This window comes from Leptospira kobayashii, assembly GCF_003114835.2.
Lineage (GTDB): Bacteria > Spirochaetota > Leptospiria > Leptospirales > Leptospiraceae > Leptospira_A > Leptospira_A kobayashii.
Genome location: NZ_AP025028.1, coordinates 1,773,207 through 1,790,243 on the forward strand (window position 1 = coordinate 1,773,207; position 17,037 = coordinate 1,790,243).

Below are 17,037 nucleotides of genomic sequence, written 5' to 3' on the forward strand. Positions count from 1 at the left end.
TGTTATTGCTTATTTTCCCGATAGGGCTTCTGTTTGATCTGAAAGGTATAATTTCTGTTTGGTGTGGAGACTACAACTTGGGAAAAAAAACCAAGACCTAGGGAACTGAATTTGGAACGAAAGAAAGAATAGTTTTCATCAAAAACTTCTTTTCTGCAAACCGGATCCATTTCCTTGAGTTTTTTCAAAGAGACGGAATGGTAGAGAAATCCCTTTGTTCCCGAAAGAATCTTTCTCGGTTCCCAGTTTAATTTTTCCGAATAACAAAGAACTCCGTCTTTGTTTAAGATTCTGAATTCTCCGGTCCAATCGGTTTTCGGGATTGTAATTTCCTCACCCGATGTATTTTCCAAAAACAAAAAATACCCTTGAAAATCGTCTTCCTTTTCTCTGGATAAGGAAAGATAAACCGAATTTCCGTCTATGATCTGTTTTGCGGATTGGGTAGGGTCCTGGAAACTTCCCGGATTGAGAGCACGAAATGCCAAATAAAAAACAAATAACAAAAGCATTATATCGATAATGATGATGAGTTGTTTCCATTTTAATTTTCTCGATTTCTGATCAATTGATTTCAAAAAATCCCTGAATTCTTCCGGAGAGCGGGAATGATAACCTTGGCCCATTATAATTTCCTCACCAAAAATTGAAGCATTTCCCCCGCCGTAGGGTAAGGTTCCTGCATTTCTCTCACACCTTCCAAAAAAGATAAGGTATAATACATTGCTTCCGTATTTTCGAATCCCAAAGAAAGAAACCTGGCAAGCACTCCCACAAGCAAATCCCCGGTTCCCATTGTGGCAAGACGGGGGTTCGGAGATTCCCAAACATAAGAATCCCCCGAGCTAGTAACAAACAAACTGATATGCGATTTATAAAGTAGGGAGACATTGTTCTTTTTGCAAAATTCCATGGCAACCGGATAAGCTTCCTGAACGGTTAGCGCCTTTACTCCTGTTAGTCGTTCAAATTCTCCTACGTGAGGAGTTAGAATTACATTTCCTTTGGGAATTGTATCTGTCGGGCCGGGAATGGCACCGGCATCCAATACCAGGGTTTGATCTTCTCTTAGTTTTAGTTTCTTTAAAAATTCAAGATAAGTTTTGGTTCCGGGCCCTACCACAATTGTTTTTGTTTTTAAAAAAACAGGATCGGATTCCATATCCGTTCCGTCCCCGAAAGAAACCATTCGGGAAGGATCGGATTGTAATATCAAATCTCTTGTGACCTGCGAAGGAGTGAATACTTTGGAAATTCCTCCACCTAAGTTCTGAAAGGCGGACTGGGAAAGCAGAATCGCTCCTTGCATTCCTTCTTCTCCGCCGAAAAAAATCGAAGAACCGGAAGTATACTTGTAAGAGTTCGGTTTTCTTGCAATTAATTCTGGGATCTCTTCCCAATTGCATTTTTCCCAATAAAAACGGTTGGAAAACGACTTAGTTTCCGTTAGGGACCTAACGGGGAAACCTATGGATTCGTAATATCTGGGAATGATTTTATTATCGACTGAATAACCCAGGTTTTCCCATTTTCTGGTTCCCAACTCTTCAATCGAATCCGCTTCTATAAAAATGGAATCGGGTTTGTGCGCAATAAATCCGGAAGCAGTGTCCAAAGAAAGTTTATAGAAAAATAAATCGGAAGAATTGATCCATTCGATCACGGATAGAATTTCTTTTTTCAGAGGAGGGGTAAATCCCGTTCCCAAGATGGCATCCACAAGCAGAATGGAATCCGCTTCTTTTTTTTCTTCCCATGTTTCAAGATCTTCAAAGGAATGAATGGGAATCCCCGCACGAATGCATTGCTCCGCATAAAACAAACTGTCTTTTCTTTTCGGTTTTTCATAAGAAAAGATCCGTACATTTTGTCCTTCCTGGAAAAGGATTTGGGCAAGAGCGTATCCGTCTCCTCCGTTCCCTCCGGTTCCGCATACAATCCATATCTCTTCCGCGGTGGACCATAGATCTTCATTTGCATGGAAGACCGAAACCGCAGCCATTCCCATTAGGGTAGTTTCAGGATAATTTAAAGTATGATGGCAATATTCATCAATGAACTTTGATTCTTCATTCGTATAAATGGGATGTTTTATCATCTAGATCCAACGATATACTTCTAAAGCTCCCGAACGGATTCGCACGGAATAAATATTATCATCCGAGTCGGTATAAGTTTCTCTCCATTGCCCTCTCGGAGGAGCGAACGGCAAACGTTTGTTATTTACGTGATTTCCTTCACTGTCGTGTACTTGCAGACGAATGGAATTCCCTTGGTCTTCCGTTTCCCAAATATAAAATTCATTATTGGATCTGATGGAAAATAGAATCTCGGAAGGATCTTGAATTTCTTTCATAAATACCGCTTCCGAATCGCTAAAGGAATAGCGGTAAATCCTTCTGAATTTAAACCGTTTGTCTTTTTTGGAAAAATAGCTGAACGAGGCGAGAACATACTCTCCTTCCGGATGAGGAAGAATTTTATCCAAAGTGATATCGTAGTCTTTGGCATCGTTACTTTTGAAAACGGAAAGAGAGGATTCTTTTATATTTCCTTTGAGTTCCCCTTCTTCAAAATAGGAAAGTCTCATTTCTTCCGCAATTCTATGATAAACGAATAACCTTTCTCCTTCTCCGGGAATCAGAGCTTCGATGTATCGGAACGGTTCGGAATTTTTTCCCGAAGCTCCTAACATAAATTTCACGACACCTTTTTGGGAAATCTGAACCAGAAAAGAAGGAAGTATCGTCGTTCCCGAAGTGGAAAAATTTCCGCTATAGGACTTGTAAAGGTTTTCCTGGCCGGGAGGAAGTTCCATTCCTTTGGAAGAGATTCTGTTTTGGATGACAAGGTCTCCGTCCTCGGTGATGGCCACAATTCCTAAGCCGCCGAAACGAAACGGGTAGTGGGGGATTCCGGATAAGGATTTGAAATCGGGATTTCCGATTGTGGCTTCCAGGCGGCCGTTTCGATCGAAAAGTTTGATAATGGATTGTTTTGTATCCGCAAGTGCCACAACATTGGAACCGACAGGTACTGTCATTGGAACATTGGTAAGTACTTGGTTGACTACCACTCCTTCCCAGGTATCTGCCGTTCCTCCGAGAGGGATTCGAAATAGAATCTCATCTTTTAGGTTGTCCACCCGGAAACGAAGGCATGTGAAAAATAAGGAAGGAATTAAGAGTAGGTAGAGAAGTCGCATAGGGTCAGCTTCCATTCCCTATTTTTTTATTTACAGCACAACTCGGTTTTCCTAGCTTGACAAGTGTCGTGTTATTTTTTAACATGAATTGGGTCTCTTACTAGGAATCCCTGACGGAGTTCCTTTTGGATATGGTTTGGTATACACCGAGGAAAACATCCGAGAACTTTTAAATAAAATTCTCGAACCGCCTCTTGCACTTTTTTCGCTCCAAGTACAGAATCGGAAAAACCACGCCCTCATTGAGATTACACTGGATCACCTTACACATAAAACTGGCTCAGTCAGTTTGTTTGATTGTGAGGAAGTATCAAGGAGACTCAAAGAGGAGCTGGATCTTTGGGGAGAGGAGTTTGACTTCACTCTTCAGGTTTCCTCAGGTGGGGTAGAGCGTGCTCTGCGCATCCCTGAGGATTTGGATCGATTCCAAGGACTATTAGCGAAACTAGAAGTCCTCTTGGAAGACGGGGACTGGGACAAACGGATTTTTCGTTTGGGCGAGAGAGTTGGGGATTCGATTTATTTAGTGCCTTACGACAGAAAGGCGTCGAAACGAAAAGAAATTCCTGCAATCGAAAAGCCTTTAACAGAAATTCGAAAAGGAAATTTATTTTTAGAATTATAATTATGGCAACTAAACAAGCGACGAAAGAAATCGGCCTCTTTGAAGCCATCCAACAGTTCTGCCAAGACAAGTCCTTGGACAGAGATCTTGTACTCGGAATCATCCAGGAATCCCTTCTCACCGCCTATCGAAAGAAATTAGGTTTGGAAACGGATACGGAAGAACTTTGCCAAGTCGAGTTTGGCTCTGACAATAAAAACGAAATCGTTGTTTCCGTTTTGAAAACAGTAGTGGAAGGGGAACCGAAAACTCCTCTTGAAATTACGGAAACGGAAGCCCGCAAAACAGACCCTAGCGTTTCTGTCGGTTCCCAACTTCGTATTTACGAAAAACCGCAAGACCTATCCAGAGTGCTTTCCAGCCAAGCGAAACAAATGGTTTTCCAAAGACTTCGCGATATGGAAAAAGACCTTCTCTTCCAAGAATACAAATCCAAGGAAGGGGAACTCACTCACGGATATTTCCAAAGATGGAAAAAAGACGCGATGAGTATCGATTTAGGCAAGGTCGAAGGCATTATGCCTAAGAAAGACCAAAATCCAGGTGAGAAATACCGCCAGGGAGATCGCCTAAAAGCAATTATATCCAGAGTGGAAATTCGACCCAGAGAACCGATGCCTGTGATCACTTTATCACGAGCTTCGGGTGACTTTGTGAAAAAATTATTCGAGATGGAGATTCCCGAAGTTTATGACGGAATCGTTGAAATCAGAGACGTAGCACGTATTCCTTCTTTTCGGACCAAGGTAGTTGTTTATACAACCAAACAAGATGTAGATCCTGTGGGTGCTTGTGTCGGTATGAAAGGGGTTCGTATCCAAGCGATCGTACGTGAACTTGGAAATGAAAGGATCGATATCGTATTGCATTCAGAAGAACCAAGTGTTTTTATTGCCAATGCTATTTCTCCTGCAAAACCGGTTGAGGTTCATGTGGATCGAAAAAGAGGGGATGCCCTAGTGATCGTTCCGGATGAGTCTTTGTCTCTTGCAATTGGTGTGAACGGTTCCAATGTGAAGTTGGTTTCCCAATTGTCAGGATACAAGATCGATATCAAAACGGTTTCTCAGTACAACCAAGAACTGGCTTCTCCGGAAGCGCGTGAAAAACTGGATAGATTGTTCAACGCGCAACAGGAAGCAATGGAAGAAGTGAGTGATGAATCTACTTCTGAAGATGATTCGGATCTTACTCCTCTCTCCGATGTACCTGGCCTCACTCCAAGGATCGTTGGACTTTTGGAAGCAGGCGGAATCAAGGATGTGGAAACATTGCTTGATGTGAGTCCGGAAGAGTTGTCCGCGATTTCGGGAATTGGTCGCACTACAGCGGATCAAATTTTGAAATTACTTCGTGAGTCGATTGAATGGGTGGAAGAGGGCTAAGGCTAGCAATACTATATGGAAGAACAAAAGTCGATTAAAGAAACCCTGCAACAGGGTGCGGCTAGCGGTGATAAGACGAAAAAAAAACTTGTCATCAAAAAAAAGCCCAACTCTGTTGAGTCCAAAGCTAGCGCCACTCCTGTGGAACCGAGAACCGGTTCTTCTACAGCTGATAATAGAAAAAAAGATCTAAATGAACTCATTAGAGAAGAAGCAAAAAGACAAGGCGGTTTAGGATCAGGTCCTCAAGCACCTTCCCAAGCCTCTCCTATTGTTTCTCGTCCGGAACGTAAAAGAGAAGAATTGCCTGAATCCAGGCCAATGGACAGAAAACCTGAATCCATTCTTTCCGGAGATACGTCGTCACCAAACTACAGAAATGACGATAGAAGAAGCCAAGGACAAACTGTTCCCGGTTTTTTCAAAAAAGAAGATAGAAATCCAATTATATCCAGACCTACAAATGCACCTCCTCAAAGAAATGATGGCGGCGGTTATCGCGGACCGGGCGGTGGACAAGGCCAAGGTGGCGGTGGTTATCGTGGACCGGGCGGCGGACAAGGCCAAGGTGGCGGTGGTTATCGCGGACCAGGCGGTGGACAAGGCCAAGGTGGCGGTGGTTATCGCGGACCAGGCGGTGGACAAGGCCAAGGTGGCGGTGGTTATCGCGGACCGGGCGGCGGACAAGGCCAAGGTGGCGGTGGTTATCGCGGACCGGGCGGTCCCGGACAAGGCCAAGGTGGTGGTGGTTATCGTGGACCAGGTGGTCCCGGACAAGGTGGAAACCGAGGTGCTCGTCCCATTGGTCAAGGTGGCCCAGGTGCCAAACCGATTTCCGATCCAGCATTTGGTGGTGGAAATTCCGGCTCCGGAGGACCAGCAGGTTCCAGTGCAGGCAAAAAAAGAGTCTTTGAAAAAGACAAGGCTCGCACTGAAAAAGACGAAAATACTAAGTTTTTCAAACAAAGTTTTAGAAAACAAAAAGCTCAGGCAGCGGCACTTGCCGCTGTACCGAAAGAGATTTCTATCCTTGAAAACATTCAAGTGGGAGAGATTGCTAAAAAATTAAATCTAAAACCGGGTGAGATCATATCCAAACTGATGAAGATGGGTATGATGGTAACGATCAATAACGTGATTGATGCAGAAACTGCTTCGATCCTTGCGGATGATTACGGTTGTAAGGTGAAAATCGTTTCTCTTTATGATGAAACAGTCATTGAAGAAGAAAAAGATCTTCCTGAAGATTATATCACTCGTCCTCCGGTTGTTACGATTATGGGTCACGTCGACCATGGTAAAACAAAATTATTGGACACGATTCGTTCTTCGCGTGTAGCGGAAGGAGAATCAGGCGGAATCACTCAGCATATCGGTGCTTATCAAGTAGAAACTAATCGCGGCAAGGTGGCATTCCTAGATACACCGGGTCACGAAGCGTTCACTTCCATGAGAGCTCGTGGAGCATCCATTACGGATATCGTAGTGCTTGTTGTTGCAGCGGATGACGGTGTGATGCCTCAAACCATTGAAGCGATCAACCACGCTAAAGAAGCAACGGTTCCGATCATTGTTGCAGTCAATAAGATCGACCTTCCTACGGCCAACCCAGAAAAGGTAAGACAAGAACTTTCCAACTACGGGCTTCAACCGGAAGAATGGGGTGGAACTACCATCTTCTGTGAAATATCAGCAAAGAATAATATAGGAATCGATAAACTACTTGAGATGATCCTCATCCAAGCGGAACTTCTCGATCACAAAGCAAATCCTCGCCGCCGTGCAAAAGGAACCATAGTAGAAGCAAAACTCGATCCGGGTCGTGGTGCTGTTGCAACAGTTCTCATCCAAAACGGAACACTCAGAGTGGGTGATGCATTCGTAGCCGGAGTGCATGCGGGACGGGTTCGGGCCATGTATGACGACTTAGGTCGGTCCATTCGGGAAGCAGGTCCTGCGTTCCCGGCACTTGTTACCGGTTTGGACGGAGTGCCTGATGCAGGGGCTCCTTTCGATGTGGTGATAGATGATAAAGAAGCTAGAACCATTTCCCATAGCCGTCAAGAGTATGAGAGACTAGGTCAGTCTAAGAACTCCACTCGGGTGACTCTGGACAATATGAGTGAGATCATCAAACAAGGTGCTCTCAAAGAACTTAAAGTCATTATCAAAGCGGACGTTCGCGGATCTACGGAAGCGGTCAAAGAAGCATTGGAAAAACTATCCACTGTCGATGTTCGTTTGCATGTGATTCACGCGGGAACGGGTGCGATTGTGGATTCGGATATCATACTGGCATCCGCTTCGAATGCAATTGTGATTGGATTTCATACAAGAGCCAATCCGAAAACGGTTTCGTTAGCTGAGAAAGAAAAAGTAGAAATCAAATACTATAGCATCATCTACGATGTGGTGAATGAAGTAAAAGCTTCTATGGAAGGACTACTCGATCCTGAAAAAGTCGAGAACGTCATCGGTAAAATCGAAATCAGAGATGTATTCAAGATCTCCAAAGTGGGTAACATTGCAGGTTGTATGGTTAAATCCGGTAAGGTGACCAAACAAGCAAGCGTTAGAGTGATCTCGAACAAATCAGGTGAGATTCTATGGGAAGGTAAACTCAAGAACCTCAAACGTATGAAAGACGATGTGGCTGATGTTCTCACAGGATTTGAATGCGGTATCTTACTCGATGGATTCAATGATTTTGAAGTAGGCGATGAAATTGAAGCTTACGAGATCAGAGAGATTGCCCGTAAACTTTAAGGGACAGAAACTATGAATCCGATTCGAAAGAAAAAACTCGAAGCGGAAATCATTCGCATTCTCGCTACCGCGATTTTGGAAGGAAAGGTGAAAGATCCCAGGATTTTTCTACCTTCCTTTCATCGGATCGAGATTACGGATGATTTGAAGAAGGCGACCGTTTATTTCACTGCGCTTTGCAATAATAACGAAAGAAAAAAATTGATGGCAGGGCTAACGTCCTCTGCCGGATTTTTAACTTCACTTGTAGGCAAACAACTCCATCTGCATACAAACCCTAGATTTACTTTTGCCTGGGACAATAATTACATCAAGTCTTTGGAAGTGATTCGATTGATTGATGAATCCAAGCCGAAAACTCTTTTTGAAGAAACTCATCCGGAAGCTTCGGAAGAATTTTTCGAAGAAGAGGACGAGGAAACGGAAGAAAAATAGATTTCTTTCGTTTTTTTTTTCAATACTTTCCGCTTCTTTCTTTATCTAAAAGCCAACTAACAAATACGCCGTTATGCTCAGGCAAAAAGGCGAACTTATTTTAAGAATTTTCAGGGAAATAGAAGTAAAAGTTGTCAATTCGCTTCGAATGTGTTAGTTGGAACTCATTGGGTGGCGGGTGGTTAACCCCACCCAATGTCTATAGGGCGGGGATGGTATAGAAAAAACCAATAACAACCCATCCGGACAAATTTAAAAAACACAAATCTTCCCTCCGACCAGGGATACGCAGGGCTTGGTCGCGTATTTCGCGACCGAGCGGGAATCCGCGAGCCCGTAGTAGCCCGGTCTCGGATCCGAAGGATACGAGAGGTCGCCCTCGTTTTTTCAAAATCCATCAGACAAAGAAGTGACAGTCGCCACCGCATTTGGCTATACCGATATTTATCGTTCTATATGTAGGATTTATATGATTGTTAGCACAGATTGGCTTTTTTCACAGTTGGGAAATGCGGATGTTCGGATTGTAGATATCAGGGGAAGGGTGGAAACTTCGGAACCAAGGTATCATGCGGAAAAAGATGCTTATCAGAAAGAACATATCCCCGGCGCGGTGTTTGTCGATTGGACAAAAGATATAGTCGATTTGGACGATCCCGTTCCGGTCAATATCGCTCCCTCTAAAAAATTCAAATCATTGATGGAAAGTTTGGGGATCGGTGAGAACCGTCTGGTCGTTGCTTACGATGATCATAATTCCATGTTTGCCGGAAGATTGGCTTGGGCTTTGCGCTATTACGGCCATGAGAATGTGAAGATTTTGGACGGTGGGTTTAGGTTGTGGAAACTGGAAGGAAGACCTGTGAATTCCGAAATACCTTCTTATCCGAAAGCGAATTTCATCCCGAACATACGTACCCAATTGAGGCTGACTGCGGATGAAGTTCAGTTCAGGTCTTCCGATACTCTTCTAATTGATGCTAGGCGACCGGAAGTATATGCAAACGGGTTTATTCCGGGGGCAGTGAATCTACCTCATCCGACTCTGATCGATCCTGAAACGGGAAAGTTTCATCCGGTGGAACAGTTAAAAAAAGCATTTGCGGACGCAGGTATTGATTCGGAAAAACTTCCTCAAAAGATCATGTTGTATTGCAATGGGGGAGCTTCTGCAACCGTTCCTCTTACGGCGCTTGCATTATTAGGAAGAAAGGATGCAAACTTATACGACGGATCATGGAATGAATGGGGGAAAGACCCGAATCGTCCCAAGGGGAAAATAGAATCGTAAAACAACAAATATGTGAAAATTCGTTAAAACCGGATAGGATCTTAAATGGATTCGATTGATTCATAGGGAATCTTTTCTCTACTGGAAAGGATATTTCAAATCGATCGCAAAGAGTTCGGAGAATTTGTTCCGAACCAAAATGGAATCACAAATCAATCATCGAATATGCTTCTATAAGTTCTTATTTATTCGATCTGGCAGTAATGATTGTCTACGGGGAATTGGGCAAGAAGGAATGGCTGGCTGTAATTTTGAAAATCTATTCAGGGGAAGTTCCTCTTTCCGATTTGGTGGAGGAGCTTTCGAAATATGTTGCGATCACATCTATGATCTGGATCGTTTTTTATCTGGGTGGAATCGGAACAGGCAGTGATTTGAAAACTCAACTGAAAACTGCTTACAGATACGCCTCTTTGTATCTGGAAAAGCTCTGAATCCGATCGTTTTATTTTCGAAACGGATTCAGAATTCCACAGCTTTGAGACGCATCTAAATTTTCATAGTATATCCCAGGTTGAAAAAGAAGATGCTATGGATGATATGTTGTTGTTGGTAGTGTTGGGTTAATTCCCTTTTCACAAAATCATTCGGTGCATTTGTTGAAATCTGATTCAGAATGTACTGATTTGCATAACCGAATACTTTCGAAGGGTCCGTCACTCTCCCGTCATTCTGATTTGAATCCGCATAGACTCCGTCACTCGGTGTGTAAGATGCATTGTCCACAAGGGATGGTGTTTCCCTGTACATCATATTCATTGCAAAAAAGAATTTTGAATAATCGAATTGCAGCCGGGGGCTGATGTCACTCACACCTTTTTTGCGATCGATATTATCATTTACGTCCGCATAACCGATCACAAGGCTCGGAGTGATTCTGAATGTTTCTCCTTTGAAAAACTCATGACTGAAAGAAAGTCTGTAGTTATGAGTTCCTTGGAATATCCCTCCGTAATCATTGAGCATTTTGTTGTTCATGCTGAATTGAGGATTCAACCATTCTAAAAAGGGAGGTTTCCATCCGATCACCCAATATCCCCGCATCACATAGATGGGATCATTTGCATTGATAAATAAAAATCCTGCGGAAAAAGTTCCGAGTCTTGTTTCATGATCATACATGGCTCTTGTGAAAAGATAATCGGGTAATCCGTTCTTTTCCCTTCTGGTTCTCACTTGGGCCGGATCATAGAGGAGGGTTCCCGAGGACAACGACTTGTTTACGATATCCGTCTGATCCGGACCTCCAGGCAAAGATTGTAGTCTTAGATCGGAATCCGTATTGGTTCTATCTACCATAGGATTCATGATCGTCATCCCCAACTTGAACTGTTTTGGTAAACCTAACAGTTCTATGCTGGAGGTGAGAAAATAAGATTCATATACATCTTTATAATTTTTATGTTTGCGTCTGGCTTGTCTTTCTCCGAATAAATCGGAACCTTGGAAGGCACCGTCATTCGAAACGGATTGAGAAAGTAACAAAGAATGTTCCGGAAGAGAACCGACTGCGGCAGGGGAGGTGACAGGTCCTGTAGGAACGCTTTCGTCCACGGCTAACTCCGGTGCCTGGCCTTGGGAATCGGGAATTAGCTTGAGGACCTTTTCTTTTTTGATTCGAATGAAAATTCCGTTTTTATCTACTATTTCCAGTTCTCTATCGGTATCTTTTTCAATCGTAACCTTTTCGAATGTTTTCCCGCTTGTGGTGACTACCGTAATCCCGTAGATAGAACCGAGGTTAACCAGTATGGATAAGATAAAGAATCTAAACAGTAGGCTCATAAGAACCATAAAATCGGGTCTTATTTTTTTATCATCTATTTCAACATTCTTGAAATAGATGTGTGTGAAAATATTAGAGACATAATATTTCGCGCGGGTATTAAACCCCCACCCTGTTTAGGGTTGGGGGGAGTGGCTCGTGGGACTTACGGAAAAACACCTAACACAGAATCCTAGTTTTGAAAACCGATCTTTGGATATGTAAAAATTTTTCTTCTTAAAAGTGCGTCTTTTTGCCCTTTTTTACTTATCACTTACCCGTAGTAAGGTGGTGGTGCCGGGCATACTTATTTTATCGATAATATTACCAATCGAATTCATTATAAAAACACAAAAGTAGATACTAACAAATCAAGAATCCTAATCTATTCTATTTGACTGGGTTGTCTGTGCGAATTTACTTTAAATTAAGAATGGCTCTCAATGAAAGATCCGGTTATCTATTTGTGAACAAATCCGAAGGATTGACTTCGTCCGACGTGGTCATTCGTTTGAAGAAACGTTTGCATTTGGACTCGATCGGTCATACAGGAACCTTGGACAGGTTTGCAGAAGGGCTTCTCATTATACCTTTTGGAGATTATACCGCCTTTTCCGAGTTATTCCTCGGACTAGACAAATCCTATTACGCGGAAGTAGTCGTAGGAAAAAGAACGGATTCGGGAGACCCGGACGGAATGGTTACCCAAGAATGGCCTTCGGAAAAAATAGAATCCTATCTTTCTTCCGAAACATTTTCAAAGGAAAGCCTCTCCTCGGAATTGTCCAAAATCACTAGCTGGACGGAACAAAATGCACCGTTACTTTCCGCACTCAAAGTGGATGGAATGAGGCAGTCCGATCATGTCAGACGGGGAAGAAAGGTAAAAGAAAAAACGAGAAAGATTCAGATTCATAAAATTTGGGACGGGGAGCCGAACGAAAAAGGTTTCTCTTTTCGGGTTCATGTGAGTTCGGGAACTTACATTCGTAAAATTGTTATGGATCTTTCCGATCTTTGGGGGATTCCCCTTCAATTGGGAAGATTGGTGCGGGAAACCATCGGCCCTTGGGATTTGCAAGGATCTCTTCCCTATGAAACGATTGATTTTGAGGATGCCCGCACTTGGCAGGAGATTCTGCCCCTCCCTTACCGGTATCTGGACGCGCGCGAGTCCAGAGCAGTGATCCATGGGGGTTATATTTGGGACAAGTTACCCAAAGCCACGGAAACCGGATTTTATCTGTTGGAAGAACGAACAGACCAAATCTTGGCTTGGTGCAAATATGAGGACAAGTCAGCCCATTTGCCCTATCGTTACAGGAAAGTATTTTTTAATCCTTCTCAAAAAATTATGTTTTCTAATTGAAGGGTTTTTAGAATTTGGAGGAAATATGATCACAAAAGAACAAAAACAGCAGATCATTGCCACTCACGGTAGCAAACCTAATGATACTGGATCTGCAGAAGTACAAATTGCCCTACTTGACTCTAGAATCAAGGATCTTACTGAACATTTTAAGACAAATAAAAAGGATTTCCACTCCAGACGTGGACTCCTGGCTATGGTGAACCAAAGAAAGAGTCTTTTGGAATACCTTAAAAGATCTAATATCGATAGTTACAGAAAGCTGATTGAAAAACTCGGCCTTAGGAAATAATTCCTATGGCTACAGAGTTCACCGGCTCATGGGGTAGAGACTCTATCACCATCGAAACCGGCAAATGGGCGAAACAAGCTCATGGGTCGGTTGTATATAAGACTGGAAATTTGGTTTTGCTTGCTACAGTATGTGCGGCAGACGAACCGAAAGAAGGACAAGATTTTTTCCCCCTAACTTGCGAATACGCAGAGAAGTTATACTCGGTTGGACGTTTCCCCGGTGGATACTTCAAACGAGAAGCAAAACCTCCCGAACACGAAGTACTATTATCTCGTATCATCGACAGACCGATACGCCCGATGTTCCCGGAAGGATACTTTTCAGAAGTACAATTGCAAGTCCAAGTTCTTTCCGCAGACAAACAAGTGTCAGTGGCAGGACATGCGATTAGCGCGGCATCCGCTGCACTTTCCGTTTCTCCGATTCCATTTGCGGGCCCTATTGCCGGTGCAAGGATCGGAAGAATCAATGGAGAATTTATTCTCAATCCTACCAATGAAGAAATCACCAGATCCGATCTGGACCTCATTGTTGCAGGAACCAAAGATGCCATCGTAATGATTGAAGGAGAAGCGCAGGAAATATCCAAAGAGGATATGATGAATGCTCTTCGATTTGCTCAAGAACAGTTGAAAGTGGCTGTTGAATTGCAAGAAAGCTTGGTTAAAAAATTGGGAGTCACTAAAAAAGATGTGGTTCTCAAAGCTCCTGACAAAGACCTTCACGCAAAAATTCGTGATTTTGCTTTGGCAAAACTCACAGCTGCGAACAAAAACGCGGAAAAAGCAAAACGCAACGAAGATATCAAAAAGATCAACGACGAAACGGTGAAACACTTCAAAGAGCTTTTGGCCCCCGAAGATAAAACCAAAGAAATCAAACATTTCCTTCATGAATTGGAATACGAAGTCGTCCGCGAATTGGTGTTAAACGAAGGGATTCGTTTTGACGGAAGAAAAACCGACGAAATCCGTCCCATCTCCTGCGAGATAGATGTTCTTCCCGGTGCTCACGGTTCTGCCGTTTTCACAAGAGGTCAAACCCAATCTTTGGGAGTGATCACTCTCGGAAGTACTTCAGATAACCAACGTTATGAGACTCTGGAAGGCCAAAAAGAAAAGAACTTCATGCTTCATTATAATTTCCCTGCGTTCTCAGTCGGGGAAGTGAGAAGATCATCCGGTCCGGGAAGACGTGAGATCGGACATGGAAATTTGGCCGAAAGAGCTTTGAAAAAAGTTCTGCCTAGCCAAGCTGATTTTCCTTATGTGATCCGTGTTGTTTCGGAAATTTTGGAATCAAACGGTTCTTCTTCCATGGCTTCCGTTTGTTCCGGAACACTTGCTCTTATGGCAGGTGGTGTTCCCATTCACGCTCCCGTTTCCGGGATTGCGATGGGACTTTTTTCGGACGAAAAAGGCCGTTATGCGGTATTATCCGACATCGCAGGGATTGAAGATCATTTCGGTGATATGGACTTCAAACTGGCAGGAACCAAAAAAGGGATTACTGCTTTCCAAATGGACTTGAAAGTAAACGGTCTCGGTTTGGAAGTTTTGCAAAAAGCCATTGAACAAGCGCAAGTTGGTCGTGATCATATCCTCGGGGAAATGAACAAAGCGATTTCCGGCGTAAAAGACGATCTTTCTTCCAATGCTCCTCGTATCACTTTGAAACAAATTCCTAAAGATAGAATCGGTGAACTCATTGGTCCTGGTGGAAAAATGATTCGTGCCATTATTGAACAATCCGGATCTGAAATCTCCGTGGATGATAGCGGTAAAGTAACGATCGCGTCTCCTAGCGAAACATCCAAAGAGAAGGCGATCGCAATGATCGACGGTATCTTTGAAGAGATCGAAGTGGGAAAAATTTACGAAGGAACTATCAAACGTATCGCTGATTTCGGCGCTTTCGTTGAGATCCTTCCCGGAAAAGAAGGTCTTTGCCATATTTCCAAACTGGATGTGAAACGAGTTCAATCCGTTCGGGATATAGTATCGGAAGGCCAAAAAATTCAAGTGAAGGTCATCTCTGTTGATAAAACAGGAAAGATCGATCTTTCTCGTAAAGACGTTCTGCTAGACAACTAAAACATTCTCCCTTCTTCCTTAGGAAGGAGGGAAAGGTAGGTATTTTGCCTTCTTCGTCTGACGATTTCTACCGCACAGTCCTCCCCAACGGTTTAACAGTCTTATTTCAACCCATGAAACACGCAGCTTCCATGGGAGTCGGCTTATTTGTCAAAGAAGGTTCTCTCGCCGAAACTAAGCAAGAGTTAGGTTATTTTCACTTTTTAGAGCATATGCTTTTTAAAGATTCGGAAAACAGAACTTCTAAGCAGATCGCAACCGAGATTGAGAGAGTGGGCGGGATACTCAACGGTTCCACCAGCAGAGAATATACACAATATTATGTAATCTCCATCAAAGATAAAGCGGAGCTAGCCTTCGATATTCTATCCGATATGATCTATCGTCCCTTGTTTCGGGAAGAAGATATCAAAGTCGAGAAAGGAGTAGTCATTGAGGAGATGCGTTCTTATGAAGATGCACCTGATGATTTTGTATATGATTATTACTTCAGAAATATATTCGGAACTTCACCTTACGGCCGGGATATTATCGGAACCAAAGACTCGGTTACCGGCGTTACACGGAAATCCATCCGCAAATTTTACGAAAAACATTATTTCCCTTCGAACATGGTATTGTCCGTTTCCGGAAATTTCAAATGGGACGAAGTTTTGCGACTTGCCCGTAAGTATTTTCCTTTTGAAAATCCTAAGGGAAAAGTGAGTAATCCTATCGTATTGCCATCACCCAAAAAACATTATACGAAACATCTTTCCCGCAGAAAGATAGAACAGTTTAATATCATGCTGGGAGCGAACGGAACTCCTCGAAATTTCAAAGATGTGACTGTAACCCAGCTCATGTCCACGATTCTGGGAGGAGGGATGGCTTCCCGGCTTTTTCAAAACATCCGTGAAAAAGAAGGACTTTGTTATTCCATTTACTCCTTTCCTTCTTTCTATCGTTCTACGGGGTTATTTTCCATTTCTTGTGCGACTTCCAAGGAAAAGGCGAACCAATGTGTCGGTCTCATTTTGAAGGAATTGGACACACTTGTTAAGAACGGATTCACCGAACGTGAGTTAGAAGACGCGAAGTCCAACCAATTGGGTGGAATGGCGATCGGATACGAACTACCGGAAAATCGAATGAATAATATCGGTCTTCAGGAAATCTATTTCGGAAAATACTATTCTTTGGAAGAAAGGATGAAGGCTTTGAAATCCGTCAGCCTCGACGAATTGAACGAAAGAGCGAGACTCACTTTTTCCATCCCGAAATTACATCTCTCCTGTGTGGGAGATATGAGCGAATCCGCATTTCAAAAAATACCAACTTCCTTATGATCCAAGTATCCATCCAAATCCTAAACCCAAAAGCAATCCTGCCAGAAAGAAAAACAGACGGTGCCGCAGGTTACGACCTCAGTGCCTGTCTGGAAGCCCCGATCACTTTGCCTGTAGGCGAGGTCGTTCTGGTTCCAACCGGACTTGCTTTCGCGATCCCTTCCGGTTTTGAGGGGCAAGTTCGTCCCAGATCCGGATTTTCTACCAAAAACAAGATCATCATGCCGAATGCACCGGGAACGGTAGACTCGGATTACAGAGGGGAGATCTTTGTCCCTCTTTTGAATCTGGGAAAATCGGATTTTCTATTGGAAAATGGAACTAGAATCGCTCAAATTTTGATCAAACGTTACGAAGTGATCGCATTCCATGTGGTACCTACCTTGGAAAACACAGAGCGGGGAACTGGTGGTTTCGGAAGCACCGGAAAATAAGACATAAATCGTAAAAAAGACACTTACTCTTTTTCTTAAATCGACC

Annotated in this window: 15 protein-coding genes; 11 read left to right on the forward strand and 4 right to left on the reverse strand. The window is 43.2% G+C overall.

Translation table 11 applies throughout. The annotated features are described in order from the left end of the window. Window positions 1-2: 2 nt before the first annotated feature. Genes DI077_RS07730 through DI077_RS07740 form a run of 3 tightly spaced genes read right to left on the reverse strand, consistent with a single transcriptional unit; the run spans window position 3 to window position 3,220 of the window. Window positions 3-626 carry a hypothetical protein gene (locus DI077_RS07730; RefSeq protein WP_109018521.1) on the reverse strand — a complete coding sequence of 208 codons (624 nt, stop codon included), beginning with the start codon at window positions 624-626 and terminating at the stop codon, window positions 3-5. Next, window positions 626-2,098: an NAD(P)H-hydrate epimerase gene (locus tag DI077_RS07735; RefSeq protein WP_109018522.1), complete on the reverse strand. Its 1,473-nt coding sequence runs from the start codon at window positions 2,096-2,098 to the stop codon at window positions 626-628. Before DI077_RS07735 ends, DI077_RS07730 begins: the two co-directional genes overlap by 1 nt. Then, the gene (locus DI077_RS07740) at window positions 2,099-3,220 is read right to left on the reverse strand and encodes an LIC_12708 family protein (RefSeq protein ID WP_242935405.1); all 1,122 of its coding nucleotides are present in this window, start codon (window positions 3,218-3,220) and stop codon (window positions 2,099-2,101) included. 73 nt (window positions 3,221-3,293) lie between these two features. Here DI077_RS07740 and rimP point away from each other — a divergent pair, with 73 nt between their 5' ends. The 6 genes from rimP to DI077_RS07770 all read left to right on the forward strand — a co-directional run bounded on the left by rimP (window position 3,294) and on the right by DI077_RS07770 (window position 10,141). Continuing rightward, the gene (rimP, locus tag DI077_RS07745; protein ID WP_242935406.1) at window positions 3,294-3,830 is read left to right on the forward strand and encodes a ribosome maturation factor RimP; all 537 of its coding nucleotides are present in this window, start codon (window positions 3,294-3,296) and stop codon (window positions 3,828-3,830) included. A gap of 2 nt (window positions 3,831-3,832) precedes the next feature. Next, window positions 3,833-5,215: a transcription termination factor NusA gene (gene nusA / locus DI077_RS07750; RefSeq protein ID WP_109018524.1), complete on the forward strand. Its 1,383-nt coding sequence runs from the start codon at window positions 3,833-3,835 to the stop codon at window positions 5,213-5,215. A gap of 15 nt (window positions 5,216-5,230) precedes the next feature. Continuing rightward, complete coding sequence (infB, locus tag DI077_RS07755; RefSeq protein ID WP_242935407.1) at window positions 5,231-7,981, forward strand: translation initiation factor IF-2; 2,751 nt, start codon at window positions 5,231-5,233, stop codon at window positions 7,979-7,981. Window positions 7,982-7,993: 12 nt separating this feature from the next. After that, window positions 7,994-8,416, forward strand: a complete 423-nt coding sequence (gene rbfA / locus DI077_RS07760; RefSeq protein WP_109019598.1) for a 30S ribosome-binding factor RbfA — start codon at window positions 7,994-7,996, stop codon at window positions 8,414-8,416. A 469-nt stretch (window positions 8,417-8,885) separates the two neighbouring features. After that, a complete protein-coding gene (locus DI077_RS07765; RefSeq protein WP_109019599.1) occupies window positions 8,886-9,707 on the forward strand; it encodes a sulfurtransferase in 822 nt (273 codons plus the stop codon). A gap of 203 nt (window positions 9,708-9,910) precedes the next feature. Continuing rightward, the gene (locus tag DI077_RS07770; protein ID WP_109019600.1) at window positions 9,911-10,141 is read left to right on the forward strand and encodes a hypothetical protein; all 231 of its coding nucleotides are present in this window, start codon (window positions 9,911-9,913) and stop codon (window positions 10,139-10,141) included. A 55-nt stretch (window positions 10,142-10,196) separates the two neighbouring features. On the opposite strand, the gene DI077_RS07775 is transcribed toward DI077_RS07770, so the two are convergent. Continuing rightward, window positions 10,197-11,492, reverse strand: a complete 1,296-nt coding sequence (locus DI077_RS07775; protein ID WP_242935408.1) for a hypothetical protein — start codon at window positions 11,490-11,492, stop codon at window positions 10,197-10,199. 413 nt (window positions 11,493-11,905) lie between these two features. Here DI077_RS07775 and DI077_RS07780 point away from each other — a divergent pair, with 413 nt between their 5' ends. Genes DI077_RS07780 through dut form a run of 5 tightly spaced genes read left to right on the forward strand, consistent with a single transcriptional unit; the run spans window position 11,906 to window position 16,991 of the window. Next, a complete protein-coding gene (locus DI077_RS07780; RefSeq protein WP_109019602.1) occupies window positions 11,906-12,841 on the forward strand; it encodes a pseudouridine synthase family protein in 936 nt (311 codons plus the stop codon). Window positions 12,842-12,866: 25 nt separating this feature from the next. Continuing rightward, the gene (rpsO, locus tag DI077_RS07785) at window positions 12,867-13,133 is read left to right on the forward strand and encodes a 30S ribosomal protein S15 (protein ID WP_109019603.1); all 267 of its coding nucleotides are present in this window, start codon (window positions 12,867-12,869) and stop codon (window positions 13,131-13,133) included. Window positions 13,134-13,138: 5 nt separating this feature from the next. Then, a complete protein-coding gene (pnp, locus tag DI077_RS07790) occupies window positions 13,139-15,229 on the forward strand; it encodes a polyribonucleotide nucleotidyltransferase (RefSeq protein ID WP_109019604.1) in 2,091 nt (696 codons plus the stop codon). A 44-nt stretch (window positions 15,230-15,273) separates the two neighbouring features. Beyond that, complete coding sequence (locus DI077_RS07795; protein ID WP_242935409.1) at window positions 15,274-16,557, forward strand: M16 family metallopeptidase; 1,284 nt, start codon at window positions 15,274-15,276, stop codon at window positions 16,555-16,557. Then, window positions 16,557-16,991, forward strand: coding sequence for a dUTP diphosphatase (gene dut, locus DI077_RS07800; RefSeq protein ID WP_167837133.1), 435 nt, complete (start codon window positions 16,557-16,559; stop codon window positions 16,989-16,991). Before DI077_RS07795 ends, dut begins: the two co-directional genes overlap by 1 nt. Window positions 16,992-17,037 lie beyond the last annotated feature (46 nt).

Bases quoted from the DNA above. Each gene is read 5' to 3' on its own strand.
- DI077_RS07730 (WP_109018521.1), bottom strand. From the start codon at position 626: ATGGGCCAAGGTTATCATTCCCGCTCTCCGGAAGAATTCAGGGATTTT.
- DI077_RS07735 (WP_109018522.1), bottom strand. From the start codon at position 2,098: ATGATAAAACATCCCATTTATACGAATGAAGAATCAAAGTTCATTGAT.
- DI077_RS07740 (WP_242935405.1), bottom strand. From the start codon at position 3,220: ATGGAAGCTGACCCTATGCGACTTCTCTACCTACTCTTAATTCCTTCC.
- nusA (WP_109018524.1), top strand. From the start codon at position 3,833: ATGGCAACTAAACAAGCGACGAAAGAAATCGGCCTCTTTGAAGCCATC.
- infB (WP_242935407.1), top strand. From the start codon at position 5,231: ATGGAAGAACAAAAGTCGATTAAAGAAACCCTGCAACAGGGTGCGGCT.
- rbfA (WP_109019598.1), top strand. From the start codon at position 7,994: ATGAATCCGATTCGAAAGAAAAAACTCGAAGCGGAAATCATTCGCATT.
- DI077_RS07765 (WP_109019599.1), top strand. From the start codon at position 8,886: ATGATTGTTAGCACAGATTGGCTTTTTTCACAGTTGGGAAATGCGGAT.
- DI077_RS07770 (WP_109019600.1), top strand. From the start codon at position 9,911: ATGATTGTCTACGGGGAATTGGGCAAGAAGGAATGGCTGGCTGTAATT.
- DI077_RS07775 (WP_242935408.1), bottom strand. From the start codon at position 11,492: ATGAGCCTACTGTTTAGATTCTTTATCTTATCCATACTGGTTAACCTC.
- DI077_RS07780 (WP_109019602.1), top strand. From the start codon at position 11,906: ATGGCTCTCAATGAAAGATCCGGTTATCTATTTGTGAACAAATCCGAA.
- rpsO (WP_109019603.1), top strand. From the start codon at position 12,867: ATGATCACAAAAGAACAAAAACAGCAGATCATTGCCACTCACGGTAGC.
- pnp (WP_109019604.1), top strand. From the start codon at position 13,139: ATGGCTACAGAGTTCACCGGCTCATGGGGTAGAGACTCTATCACCATC.